This window comes from Duganella sp. GW821-FHT07G03 (assembly GCF_059418605.1).
Genome location: NZ_JBWKQE010000025.1, coordinates 23,166 through 34,446 on the forward strand (window position 1 = coordinate 23,166; position 11,281 = coordinate 34,446).

15 protein-coding genes are annotated in these 11,281 nt (G+C 63.2%); 1 reads left to right on the forward strand and 14 read right to left on the reverse strand.

The window, feature by feature from the left end; genetic code table 11:
• Positions 1–6: 6 nt before the first annotated feature.
• Positions 7–498 (forward strand): hypothetical protein, encoded by a 492-nt coding sequence (locus AC07OK_RS25320; protein WP_494692857.1) that lies wholly within the window; start codon positions 7–9, stop codon positions 496–498.
• On the opposite strand, the gene AC07OK_RS25325 is transcribed toward AC07OK_RS25320, so the two are convergent.
• From AC07OK_RS25325 to pyrG, 14 genes are all read right to left on the reverse strand, one after another.
• Positions 483–1,013, reverse strand: coding sequence for a gamma carbonic anhydrase family protein (locus AC07OK_RS25325; RefSeq protein ID WP_494692918.1), 531 nt, complete (start codon positions 1,011–1,013; stop codon positions 483–485). The two genes, AC07OK_RS25320 and AC07OK_RS25325, sit on opposite strands and share 16 nt — an antisense overlap.
• Positions 1,014–1,017: 4 nt before the next feature.
• Positions 1,018–1,638: a glutathione S-transferase gene (locus AC07OK_RS25330; protein WP_494692858.1), complete on the reverse strand. Its 621-nt coding sequence runs from the start codon at positions 1,636–1,638 to the stop codon at positions 1,018–1,020.
• Between the two features lie 15 nt (positions 1,639–1,653).
• Positions 1,654–2,346 carry an aspartate/glutamate racemase family protein gene (locus AC07OK_RS25335; protein WP_494692859.1) on the reverse strand — a complete coding sequence of 231 codons (693 nt, stop codon included), beginning with the start codon at positions 2,344–2,346 and terminating at the stop codon, positions 1,654–1,656.
• A gap of 112 nt (positions 2,347–2,458) precedes the next feature.
• Positions 2,459–2,770, reverse strand: coding sequence for a DUF4124 domain-containing protein (locus AC07OK_RS25340; protein WP_494692860.1), 312 nt, complete (start codon positions 2,768–2,770; stop codon positions 2,459–2,461).
• A gap of 78 nt (positions 2,771–2,848) precedes the next feature.
• A complete protein-coding gene (locus AC07OK_RS25345) occupies positions 2,849–3,763 on the reverse strand; it encodes a L,D-transpeptidase family protein (RefSeq protein WP_494692861.1) in 915 nt (304 codons plus the stop codon).
• Between the two features lie 38 nt (positions 3,764–3,801).
• Entirely contained in the window at positions 3,802–4,749 is a 948-nt protein-coding gene (locus AC07OK_RS25350) for an SRPBCC family protein (RefSeq protein ID WP_494692862.1), read from the reverse strand.
• 40 nt (positions 4,750–4,789) lie between these two features.
• A complete protein-coding gene (locus tag AC07OK_RS25355; RefSeq protein WP_494692863.1) occupies positions 4,790–5,308 on the reverse strand; it encodes a hypothetical protein in 519 nt (172 codons plus the stop codon).
• Entirely contained in the window at positions 5,305–5,685 is a 381-nt protein-coding gene (locus AC07OK_RS25360; protein ID WP_494692864.1) for a VOC family protein, read from the reverse strand. Before AC07OK_RS25360 ends, AC07OK_RS25355 begins: the two co-directional genes overlap by 4 nt.
• Position 5,686: 1 nt before the next feature.
• Positions 5,687–6,082, reverse strand: a complete 396-nt coding sequence (locus AC07OK_RS25365) for a VOC family protein (protein WP_494692865.1) — start codon at positions 6,080–6,082, stop codon at positions 5,687–5,689.
• 4 nt (positions 6,083–6,086) lie between these two features.
• A complete protein-coding gene (locus tag AC07OK_RS25370) occupies positions 6,087–6,884 on the reverse strand; it encodes a hypothetical protein (protein ID WP_494692866.1) in 798 nt (265 codons plus the stop codon).
• 7 nt (positions 6,885–6,891) lie between these two features.
• Positions 6,892–7,212, reverse strand: a complete 321-nt coding sequence (gene ftsB, locus AC07OK_RS25375; protein WP_217941932.1) for a cell division protein FtsB — start codon at positions 7,210–7,212, stop codon at positions 6,892–6,894.
• Positions 7,213–7,255: 43 nt separating this feature from the next.
• Positions 7,256–8,539, reverse strand: coding sequence for a phosphopyruvate hydratase (gene eno / locus AC07OK_RS25380; RefSeq protein ID WP_332855572.1), 1,284 nt, complete (start codon positions 8,537–8,539; stop codon positions 7,256–7,258).
• 129 nt (positions 8,540–8,668) lie between these two features.
• Positions 8,669–9,523 carry a 3-deoxy-8-phosphooctulonate synthase gene (kdsA, locus tag AC07OK_RS25385; protein WP_116990293.1) on the reverse strand — a complete coding sequence of 285 codons (855 nt, stop codon included), beginning with the start codon at positions 9,521–9,523 and terminating at the stop codon, positions 8,669–8,671.
• Complete coding sequence (pyrG, locus tag AC07OK_RS25390) at positions 9,520–11,208, reverse strand: CTP synthase (RefSeq protein WP_494692867.1); 1,689 nt, start codon at positions 11,206–11,208, stop codon at positions 9,520–9,522. The genes kdsA and pyrG overlap by 4 nt, the downstream gene beginning before the upstream one ends.
• Positions 11,209–11,281: the final 73 nt, after the last annotated feature.

The following is an 11,281-nucleotide window of genomic DNA, read 5'->3' on the forward strand; positions in this document are numbered from 1 at the left end:
TATGCAATGAGCAAATTTCCCATTTCTGTCGGATCGACATCCGTTGAGAAAAAAGATGGTGTCGTCGCCGAAACCATGGCGCTGGCGTCGAACACGATGGCGCCGCTGGCGCATGCAATGACCGCGCAAAGGCTGGTGCAAAAAGACGCCACCCACCTGGTCAACAACGGCGCCATGACCATGGCCTTGGCGTCCAAGCTGTGGGACCCCGTGGTCTGGAGCGAGTGGACGCAGCTGCAGGCAGCCATCGTGCAGCGCCTGTACACCCAGAACCAGGACTGGCACAAGGGTTGTGCGATCCTGGTCGACGACTATGGGCAGCTGCGTCAAGCCAACACCATGTCCAAGCTGATGGAAAAGCAAGGCAATCTCATCTCGCAATCGGCCGCGCTGCTGACCAGCCAGACCACGAATTTCGTGGCGCTGCTGGAAAACATCGACGTCGATTTCGGCTACTGGGCCAGCCAGAAGCTACAGCAGGATCAAGCAGCCAGGTAGTTGTTCTTCACGCGCACGTAGTGCTCCGCCGAGTACTTCAGGTAGGCGATCTCCTCGTCGGTGAGCGCCCTCACCTTCTGCGCCGGGCGGCCAACGTACAGGTGGCCGCTCTCCAGCACCTTGCCCGGCGAAACCAGGCTGCCGGCGCCGACCATCACGCGGTCCTGCACGACGACGTCGTCCATGATGATGGAGCCCATGCCGATCAGGCACTCGTTGCCGATGGTGCAGCCGTGCAGCAGCACCGAGTGGCCGATGGTGACGTAGTCGCCGATGACCAGCGGCGAGCCGTCCGGCTTGGCGGCGTTCTTGTGCGAGACGTGGCCCATGGCGAAATCCTGCACGTTGCTGCACGCGCCGATGACGATGCGGTTGACGTCGCCGCGCAGCACGGTGTTGCACCAGACCGAGCTGTCGCGGCCGATGCGCACGTCGCCGATCACTTGCGCCGAGGCGTGCAGATAGATGTCCTCGCCGAGGACGGGACTGGTGTTCAGATAGCTGGAAACTGGCATGGCGTCAGGCGACATAAGTGCTGTCGCCATGCGGCGCAGCGTGGAAGGCAGGCAATGCTTCAGCCTGGCGCGAGAATTCAACTTGCAGCGGATAGCGCGACGCATCGACCACTTCCGGCAGCATCTGCTGCATGAAGTGCCAGGTCACGGCCGTCATCACGCCGGCATGGTCCATCGCCGCCGCCGACAGCGGATGCGCGCGCAGCTCGGCTTCCAGCGCATCGAAGGCCGCCAGCATCTGCACGGTCACGCGCTCGGCCCACGGCTGGTGCACGGTCGGGCGCACCATGCGCTCGTACACCAGCTGCACGCCCTTGTCGCAGGCGGCCAAGGCCAAACCCAGCACGCGCAGCGAGCGCAGCAGCTCGGTCGGCATCGACGGCGTCATGCGGCTGGCCGGCATGGCCAGCGCTTCCGCGTACTGTACGATCAAGGTCGAGTCCATCAGCACGGTGCCGTCGTCGGCCACGAAGGTCGGCGCCTTGACCACCGGATTGAGCTGGCGGAACTGCTCGAAGGTGCTGAACACCGACAGCGACTGGTGCTCGAAGCGCAGGCCCATCAACTGCAGGGTCACCGCCGCGCGGCGGACGTAAGGGGAATCGAGCATGCCGATTAATTTCATATCTTTCTCCAAAAGTTAGGCCAGCGCCCACTCGGCGGCCTTGCGCGCGTGGATGGCGGTGGTGTCGAACAGCGGCACGTCGGCGTCCGGCTGCGCAACCAGCAGTGAGATCTCGGTGCAACCCAGGATGATAGCCTGCGCGCCCTGCGCCACCAAGCCGGCGATGATGCGGCGGTACTCGTCGCGCGAGGCGTCGACGATGCGGCCCAGGCACAGCTCCTCGTAAATGATGCGGTGGACGATGTCGCGGTCGTGCTGGTCCGGCACGATCACGTCGAGGCCGTGGCGCTCGCGCAGGCGGTCCTTGTAGAACGCCTGCTCCATCGTGAAGCGGGTGCCCAGCAGGCCGACCTTGGCGTGGCCGGCGTGCTTGATTTCAGTGGCGGTGGGGTCGGCGATGTGGAATAGCGGAATGTCCACCGCCGCCTCGATCGCGTGCGCCACCTTGTGCATGGTGTTGGTGCACAGCACCAGGAAATCGGCGCCGGCGGCGCGCAGCGAGCGCGCGGCGTCGGCCAGCAAGGCGCCGGCGGCATCCCAGTCGCCGGCATGTTGCAGGCGCTCGACTTCATGGAAGTCCACGCTGTACAGCACCACCTTGGCCGAATGCAGCCCGCCCAGATGCTGCTTGACCGTCTCGTTGACCTGACGGTAGTAAGGCACCGTCGATTCCCAGCTCATGCCGCCTATCAGTCCGATTGTTTTCAACTGCGCTCCCTCCAGAAATCCGGCCGTGCGATCCGCGGCCCCTGGACGCAAGCATACACGGCGCTGCGCTTTTGCGCTGCGGTCGCGGTCTGAGGTGGCAGGCGCAAGATAGTCAGGATTGGCGGATGGAGGCCTGCGGCGGCGCGGCCTGCTGGCGCGGCCGATAGTTCGGCGCCAGCAGCTTGTATTGCTGACGGCGTTTGAATTCCGCGTCGCGCTGCTGCCAGGTCGGGCCGCTGGCGGGCGGTGCAGGCAGCACGGTCGGCTCGCCGTTCATTTTCAACTCGGCGATCGGCGCGTCGCCGGCATCATCCTTGTTGTCGGTGTAGTGGATGCGCCCTTGGGCGTCGGCCCATTTGTAGATCTGAGCGTGGCCGCTGGCGCAGGCGCACAGCAAAGTGACAATGAGTAGTGTGCGGAACATGGAGGATTGTTCTCATGAAGAATCGACCCGCCGATTGTACAAAAAATTACTATTCAGAAATCTATTGAAATGTCACCACTATTGCAACAACACCACCGCACCGCGCGCGATCGAGCGCACCACCGCCATCACGTCCCAGTTGGTGAGGCGGATGCAGCCGTGCGACTGGGTCTTGCCGATGTTGCCCGGCTCGGGCGTGCCGTGGATGCCATAGTGTTCCTTGCTCAGCTCTATCCACGCCAGGCCGACCGGATTGTTGGGGCCGGCCGCGAGGCGGGCATTGGCGTCGCCGGCCTTGGCGTCCCAGAACAGCTTGGGGTTGTAGCGGTATTCGGGATTGGTGGCGACGCCGCGCACCTGCCAGCGGCCCTCGGGCAGCGGATCATGCTTGCTGCCGGTGCTGGCGGGGAACTGCGCGAACGGCATGCCGCCGGCGTCGAGCAGGGTCAGCGTGCCCTCATGCGCATCGACCAGGATGGAGCTGGCTTTCGGCAGCGGCCTGGCGGCGGCCACGTTGGGCACGGTCAGCTGGGTGCCGGCGCGGGTCAGCGGCTTGCCGGGATTGAGGCGGCGCAGCAGGTCGGGGCTGCAATGGAAGCGTTCGCCCAGCGCCTCGGCCAGGCTGGCGTAGCCGAGCGCGGGCAGCTTGGCCTTGGCCATCATGCCAGTAGGGACCGGCGTGTAGGGACCGGCGACGTCTTGCGCGGTGATGGTGTAAGTGTCGAGCACCGGCGCCTGGTCGCGTTCCAGCTCGGTCCATGTCGCGGCATCGACCACGCCGGTCAGCGGCAGCTGGTGCAACTTCTGGAAGCCGCGTATGGCCTGGCGCATATTGCTGCCGTAGGCGCCGTCCATTTCGCCGGACGAAAAGTGCGCGCGGTCCAACAACACCTGCGCCCGCAACACCTGATCGCCCTTGGCGCGCGGCCCGATGGTGGCCGCGTTGGCGATGCCGGACAGCGCCAGCGCTGCCGCAAAAAATAAGACTCTCAAACCAAAACTCGCAGGACGATGGGGGCGCCTATTCTAGCCTAAGCGTGCTCGCTGCGGCGCTTGTAAAAGCGCAGGATGGCGTTGGCGGAATCGTCGACCAGCACCCTGCCCCACCAGGCGGCGTACCAGTTGAAATTGGTGCTGACGCGATAGCTGACCACGATGTCGAGCCGGGTGCCGCCGACCTCGGGTTGCAGGCGGTACGAGGTGTCGGCCAGGTCGAAGTAGCGGCCGCCGATCAGCACGTGGTCGTCCAGCGCGCCGGGCGGGAAGGAGTCGGGCTTGAAGTCGTAGGTCCATTGGATGTAGCGGTTTTCTTCCCAGGCCGTGATCGGCTCATCGAAGCGCACATCCTTGGCCCAGCGCAGCTTGCGCACGCGGCCGCTGGCGGTGGGCTGGGTCACGGCTCCGATCGGATACGGCACGCCGATCATATAGGCCAGGCCGCCGCTCATCTCGGCCGGCTGGATGTCGACCGCGTGGTTGATCAAGCCCCATACCACTTCCGGCTTGGCGGCGATGTGGATGGACTGGGCCGACTGGCTGATTTCCTGTGGCAGCGCGATGTGCGTTTCGGCGTAGCCGGTCAGCAGCGGCAGCATCAACAGCGCGTTCATCGAGCCGGCTTTGAACTTGACGTTGCGTATCAGGACCAGCCCGATCAGGCCGCCCACCGACGCGGAAATCATAAAGATCGGCAGGGCCATGGCGATGCAGATCGAACCTTCGATCATCAGCAAGGCGGTGCCGCCGACAAAGGCAAACATCGGCGCCCACGGCGCGATGATCGCAAAGCGGTAACCCGGCGCCTGGTCGCGTGCGCCGTAGACAGTGTAGATGCCGAGCATCAGCGGCACCAGCACGACGAAAGAAGTCAGCATCGGCCCGCTTCCCGCATTCCGGTATTCGAGGCTGAGGAAAGGCGCCAAGCCGAACACCAGGCGCATCAGCAAACCGTAGGCCGTGCCAAAAGCGAATAGATACATTTTTTTCATGGCATTAATCAATGAGACTTACGATACTTGTTCACAAGGTGGCCTTCTCGTCGATGACAGCGACAGTCTCGATCAGTTTGAAAACCGATTCCAGTTCATCCTTGGTCGGTTGGACCACTGAGACGTGCAAATCAGCCCACTTGCCATTCTTCACAAACAAGTAGTACAGATTAAATGCGCGCACTTTGTTCTCGCCAACCGGCACCTCGATCAGATACGTCACTTGGACACCACCAGCCACAGTGTTGGCCCTAACCGAGTTGCTGACAATATAGGGGAAGTTCTGCATTCTCTTGACGAAGCATTTATAGCGGTTGTCATCGCTGTCGCCACCTTCGCACAAGGGCTTGCTGACATGCAGAGATAAATTCAGCTTGCCGGCATTGCCGGTATAGACGTGGCCTTCGCGTAATGCCGGGACTTCGTTCATAGCCGGCGCGTCTAGCTTCAGTGTCCATCCTTCTCCCGGAACGGGGATCTTCAATTCGTCGGCAAACGCCGCCTGCGCACAGCAAAAAATCCATAGCGCGAGCGCCCCCTTAACCGTCATCGCGGACTCCCATTGATGACCGCTTCGATACGATGACCATCCGGATCGACCAGGAAGGCGGCGTAGTAATGGTCGCCGTAGTCGGGGCGCGGGCCCGGGGCGCCGTTGTCGCTGCCGCCGATGCGCAACGCGTCGGCATGGAAGGCGTCCACGGCGGCGCGGGTCGGCGCGGTGAAGGCCATGTGGAAGCCGGCGCCCGGCGCGGCGGCGTCAGGGCGCAGCTTCAGGCACAGCAAGTCTTTGTCGTCCTCCAAGCCGTAGCCGATGGCGTCATCGTCCTCGAACACGCGACGAAAGCCCAGCGCGCCCAACGCGGCGTCATAGAAAGCGCCGGCGAGCGCGAGGTCGCGCACGCCGAATGAAATGTGATGCAGCATATTAGGGGTCCAGTTGTTGTGCGATTTCCCAGCTGTGGCCAGCAGGGTCGACGAAGTTTGCAGTGCGCATGCCCCAAGGGCGGTTGACGGGACCGGCCAGCACGGTCACGCCGCGCTGCTGCAGATGCGCGCAGACCGCGTCCACATCCGGCACCCAGATGCTGATCTGGAAGCGCGAACCGGCATCGCGCGGCGCCACCACGCCCGGCGCGATAATCTCCGGCGCGCTGCCCGTATGCAGCAGGTTGACGATCAGGTTGTCGAATTTGAGCGCAGCCGAAACTGCGTCTTCGTACACGACCGGCACGCCGAACACGTCAAGATAAAACGCCTTGGCCACCGCCACGTCTTCGACGAACAGGCTGATGGCGCTCAGATGATGCAGCAGGGGTGTCATGGCATTACTCCGGCTTGCGGTATTTTTGCATCACGTCGCCGAGGCGGCCGCGGTGCGAGTCCAACCAGCTCCACAGCGCTTCGACCTGCTCGCGATGGGCGCGATAGTAGTTGGCGTTGAAGGCCAGCCACAGCCGTGTGTTGATCAGCGGCTGCGGCAGCTGCACCACCGCGCCGCGATAGCGCTTCAGCGTGGCCGCCAGGTGCTCGGGCTTGACCAGGTTGACCACCACGCCGTCCACCCGGCCCAGCTTGAGCTTCTCGATATTGCGCTCCAGGTCGCGGGCGCCGTCGTCCAGCGTCAGGCCGGACTCGCGCAGGCGGGCGTTGTAGCCCAGGCCTTGCGATGACCCCAGCACCTTGCCGCGAAAGTAGTCGTTGGGATTGGTGCCGGCCGGGAGCTTGTCTTTGGCGCGCACCAGCACCACCAGCGTGTTGTGCAGCGCGCGGTTGCGGTCGACGTTGCCGTCCTTGTCGCGTGGCAGCGCGATCTCGGCCGCGTAGCTGGGCTGCTCGCCGAGCGGCGTCATGTCGATGTCGCCCGCCTCCAGCGCCACCCGCAGGCGCGCCACCGGCAGGCGCACCAGCGTCGGCAGGCAGTTGAAGCCGGAACCCATCACCGCGTTGCGGATCAGGTCGACCGCCGCGCCCGGCGGTTCAGGCACTTGCTCGCCCTCGCCTATCCAGTACGGCGGCCGGTTCTGGTCCATATAGCCCACCCGCAGCGGCGTGCAAAGGCCCGCGCCATGCGCAAGCGGGACAAGCGTGGCCAACATCAGCAGTATGCCAGCACGTGTCGTCATGGATGACTCAGTTTTCGGGAGGTTTGGGCGCCAGCGGCGGCGGCGCGGTGGCCTGTCCCTTGCCGACGATCTGGATGAAGATTTCGTTTTGCTTGATCATGCTGAGCTCGTAGCGAGCACGCTCCTCCACCGCGCCGGTGCCGTCCTTGAGGTCGCGCACTTCGGAGTCGAGCTTGGCGTTGCGGGCGATCAGTTCCGCGTTTTTCTTGTGGGAGGCGTCGACCTGGCCTTCGAAGTCCTTCACGCGCAGCCAGCCCCCCTTCCCCAGCCAGAGCGGGTACTGTATCAGCAGCAGCAGGGCTGCCAGTGCGAGGGTGATCAAACGCATGGAGTCGACAGCGGCCGGAGCTAGCCCGGCCGCGCTTGCTTAATTACTTCAGATTATAGAACGCGTCGCGGCCTGGGTAGGAAGCGATATCGCCCAGATCTTCTTCAATACGCAGCAGCTGGTTGTACTTGGCCATGCGGTCCGAACGCGACATCGAGCCGGTCTTGATCTGCAGGGCGTTCATGCCAACGGCGATATCGGCGATGGTCGAATCTTCGGTCTCGCCCGAACGGTGCGAGATCACGGCGGTGTAGCCGGCGCGCTTGGCCATTTCGATGGCGGCGAAGGTTTCGGTCAGGGTGCCGATCTGGTTGATCTTGATCAGGATCGAGTTGGCGATGCCCTTCTGGATGCCTTCTTTCAGGATCTTGGTGTTGGTGACGTACAGGTCGTCGCCCACCAGTTGGATCTTCTTGCCCAGTTCCTTGGTCAGGATCGCCCAGCCGTCCCAGTCGCCTTCGTGCATCGCGTCTTCGATCGAGATGATCGGGTACTTGTCGCACCAGGTCGCCAGCAGGTTGGTGAACTCGGTCGAGGTCAGGCTCAGGCCTTCGCCTTCCAGCTCGTACTTGCCGTCCTTGTAGAACTCGGAAGCCGCGCAGTCCAGGCCGATGGCGATCTGGGTGCCTGGCTCGTAGCCGGCTTCTTCGATCGCCTGGATGATCAGCTTGATCGCTTCCTCATGGTTGGCCAGCGATGGCGCGAAACCGCCTTCGTCGCCCACCGAGGTGCTCAGGCCCTTCTTGTGCAGGATCTTCTTCAGCGTGTGGAACACTTCGGCGCCGTAACGGACCGCTTCCTTGAACGACGGGGCGCCGACCGGAATGATCATGAATTCCTGGATGTCCAGGTTGTTGTCGGCGTGCGCGCCGCCGTTGATGACGTTCATCATCGGCACCGGCAGTTGCATCGCGCCCGAACCGCCGAAGTAGCGGTACAGCGGCAGGCCGGCTTCCTCGGCGGCGGCCTTGGCCACGGCCATCGACACGGCCAGCATGGCGTTGGCGCCCAGGCGGCCTTTGTTTTCGGTACCGTCCAGGTCGATCAGAGTGCGGTCCAGGAAGGCTTGCTCATTGGCGTCCAGGCCCATGATGGCTTCCGAGATTTCGGTGTTGATGTTTTCGCAGGCTTGCAGCACGCCCTTGCCGAAGTAACGCTTCGGATCGCCGTCGCGCAGCTCGATCGCTTCGCGCGAACCGGTCGATGCACCCGACGGTACGGCGGCGCGGCCCATGACGCCCGATTCCAGCAGCACGTCGCATTCGACGGTAGGATTGCCGCGCGAGTCAATGATTTCACGTCCGATGATGTCAACAATAGCACTCATGTCATTCTCCAAAGTTAGGCGATGCGAAGTCGCTACGCGTTCTGATGCGCGTTGCGGACGAAATAACGGGGATTGTACCCGGCGCAGGAGCGCCACTCATACGAAAACTCGTACGCCAGGTATCTTGCATTAGTTGAAGCTGTTTTCCAGGAAACCAGCTTTCTTGGTGATGCGGTCCAGCTCGATCAGCGTGGACAGCAACTCCTTCATGCGACCCAGCGGCACGGCGTTCGGGCCGTCCGACAGGGCTTCTGCAGGGTTGGGATGGGTTTCCATGAACAAGCCAGCCACGCCGACCGCCACCGCCGCGCGCGACAGCACCGGCACCATTTCGCGCATGCCGCCCGAAGAAGTACCGTTACCGCCCGGCAGCTGCACCGAGTGGGTCGCATCGAACACCACAGGGCAGTTCGATTCGCGCATGATGGCCAGCGAACGCATGTCCGATACCAGGTTGTTGTAGCCGAAGGAAGCGCCGCGCTCGCAGGCCATGAAGTTGTCTTCGTTCAGACCCTTGGCCTTGGCGGCCAGGCGGGCTTTGTCGATGACGTTCTTCATGTCGTGCGGGGCGAGGAACTGGCCCTTCTTGATGTTGACCGGCAGGCCGGACTCGGCGCAGGCGACGATGAAGTCGGTCTGGCGGCAGAGGAAGGCCGGGGTTTGCAGCACGTCGACCACCGCCGATACTTCGGCGATTTCGTCGATCGAGTGCACGTCGGTCAGCACCGGCACGCCCAGCTCGCGTTTGACGTCACCCAGGATCTCCAGGCCCTTTTCGCGGCCGGGACCGCGGTAAGTGGTACCGGAGGAACGATTGGCTTTGTCGAACGAGGACTTGTAGATGAACGGGATGCCCAGCGCGGCCGTCATTTCCTTCAGCGCGCCGGCGGTGTCGAACGCCATCTGGCGCGATTCGATCACGCAGGTGCCGGCGATCAGGAAGAACGGCTGGTCGAGGCCAACGTCAAATCCGCACAGTTTCATGCCGCATCTCCTTGCAAAGAATCAGTCACAGCGTGCAGGCGGGCGCCGCCGGCGGCCTTGTGGGCCAGTGCTGCCTTGATGTAGGACGTGAACAGCGGATGGCCGTCACGCGGGGTCGATTTGAATTCTGGGTGGTACTGCACGCCCATGTACCAAGGGTGCGAGTTCTCGCCGGTACGCGGCAGTTCCATGATTTCGCACAGGTCTTCGGTCGGGGTACGGGCCGCGACCACCAAGCCGGCCGCTTCCACGCGCGGCAGGTAGTGGTTGTTGGCTTCGTAGCGGTGACGGTGACGCTCGGTGACCACCGCGCCGTAGATTTCCGACGCCAGCGTGCCCGGCTTGATGGCGCAGGTTTGCGCGCCCAGGCGCATGGTGCCACCCATGTCGGAGTTCTCGTCGCGCTTTTCAACCTTGCCGTCCTGGCCTTGCCATTCGTCGATCAGGGCGACGACGGGCTGCGAGGTTTCCAGGTCGAACTCGGTCGAGTTGGCGGTGGTCAGGCCGGCCTTGTGGCGGGCGTATTCGATCAGCGCCACCTGCATGCCGAGGCAGATGCCCAGGTAAGGGATCTTGTTTTCACGGGCGAACTGGGCGGCCATGATCTTGCCTTCCACGCCGCGCTTGCCGAAGCCGCCCGGTACCAGGATGGCGTCGTACTTGCCCAGCGCGGCGCAGCCGGTGGTCTCGATCTCTTCCGAGTCGATGTACTCGATGTTGACCTTGGATTCGTTGTGGATGCCGGCGTGGCGCAGCGCTTCGGTCAGCGACTTGTACGACTCGGTCAGTTCCACATACTTGCCGACCATGCCGATCGACACTTCGGTCTTCGGATGCTCGAGCGTGTAGATCAGGCGGCTCCAGACCGACAGGTCGGCCGGGGCCGGGTTCAGGTCCAGCGCTTCGCAGATGATCGCGTCCAGGCCCTGGTCGTGCAGCATCTGCGGTACTTTGTAGATGGTGTCGACGTCCCACACGGAGATCACTGCGTGCTCTTCGATGTTCGAGAACAGCGAGATCTTGGCGCGCTCGTCGTCCGGGATCGGGCGGTCGGCGCGGCACAGCAGCGCGTTCGGCGAGATGCCGATTTCGCGCAGCTTCTGCACCGAGTGCTGGGTCGGCTTGGTTTTCAGTTCGCCGGCGGAGGCGATGAACGGCACCAGCGTCAGGTGGACGAAGGCGGTGTTCTTGCGGCCAGCGCGCAGGCTCAGCTGACGCGCCGCTTCCAGGAACGGCAGCGATTCGATGTCGCCCACGGTACCGCCGATTTCGCACAGGGCCACGTCGTAGCCTTCGGCGCCACGACGGATGTAGTCCTGGATTTCATTGGTGATGTGCGGGATCACCTGCACGGTCTTGCCCAGGTACTCGCCGCGGCGTTCCTTGCGGATCACCGATTCGTAGATCTGGCCAGTGGTGAAGTTGTTCACCTTTTTCATGCGGGTGGAGATGAAGCGCTCGTAGTGGCCGAGGTCGAGGTCGGTTTCGGCCCCGTCGTCGGTGACGAAGACTTCACCGTGCTGCATAGGGCTCATCGTGCCAGGATCGACGTTGATATACGGGTCGAGCTTGAGCATGGTGACTTTGAGGCCGCGCGATTCGAGGATCGCGGCGAGAGAGGCGGCGGCTATCCCTTTACCAAGGGAAGACACGACGCCACCGGTGACGAAGACAAATTTGGTCATTGCAGATGGTGCCGAACGGCACGTGCGGGAAATTGAAATTATACCCTAAAACGTCCGATTCTTCACCTTCCTG

What these genes read in the sequence shown, in the direction of transcription:
- ftsB (WP_217941932.1), bottom strand. Translation starts at nt 7,212, where the DNA reads ATGCGTTTGATCACCCTCGCACTGGCAGCCCTGCTGCTGCTGATACAG.
- AC07OK_RS25370 (WP_494692866.1), bottom strand. Translation starts at nt 6,884, where the DNA reads ATGACGACACGTGCTGGCATACTGCTGATGTTGGCCACGCTTGTCCCG.
- AC07OK_RS25365 (WP_494692865.1), bottom strand. Translation starts at nt 6,082, where the DNA reads ATGACACCCCTGCTGCATCATCTGAGCGCCATCAGCCTGTTCGTCGAA.
- AC07OK_RS25320 (WP_494692857.1), top strand. Translation starts at nt 7, where the DNA reads ATGAGCAAATTTCCCATTTCTGTCGGATCGACATCCGTTGAGAAAAAA.
- AC07OK_RS25350 (WP_494692862.1), bottom strand. Translation starts at nt 4,749, where the DNA reads ATGTATCTATTCGCTTTTGGCACGGCCTACGGTTTGCTGATGCGCCTG.
- pyrG (WP_494692867.1), bottom strand. Translation starts at nt 11,208, where the DNA reads ATGACCAAATTTGTCTTCGTCACCGGTGGCGTCGTGTCTTCCCTTGGT.
- AC07OK_RS25325 (WP_494692918.1), bottom strand. Translation starts at nt 1,013, where the DNA reads ATGCCAGTTTCCAGCTATCTGAACACCAGTCCCGTCCTCGGCGAGGAC.
- AC07OK_RS25360 (WP_494692864.1), bottom strand. Translation starts at nt 5,685, where the DNA reads ATGCTGCATCACATTTCATTCGGCGTGCGCGACCTCGCGCTCGCCGGC.
- kdsA (WP_116990293.1), bottom strand. Translation starts at nt 9,523, where the DNA reads ATGAAACTGTGCGGATTTGACGTTGGCCTCGACCAGCCGTTCTTCCTG.
- AC07OK_RS25355 (WP_494692863.1), bottom strand. Translation starts at nt 5,308, where the DNA reads ATGACGGTTAAGGGGGCGCTCGCGCTATGGATTTTTTGCTGTGCGCAG.
- eno (WP_332855572.1), bottom strand. Translation starts at nt 8,539, where the DNA reads ATGAGTGCTATTGTTGACATCATCGGACGTGAAATCATTGACTCGCGC.
- AC07OK_RS25340 (WP_494692860.1), bottom strand. Translation starts at nt 2,770, where the DNA reads ATGTTCCGCACACTACTCATTGTCACTTTGCTGTGCGCCTGCGCCAGC.
- AC07OK_RS25330 (WP_494692858.1), bottom strand. Translation starts at nt 1,638, where the DNA reads ATGAAATTAATCGGCATGCTCGATTCCCCTTACGTCCGCCGCGCGGCG.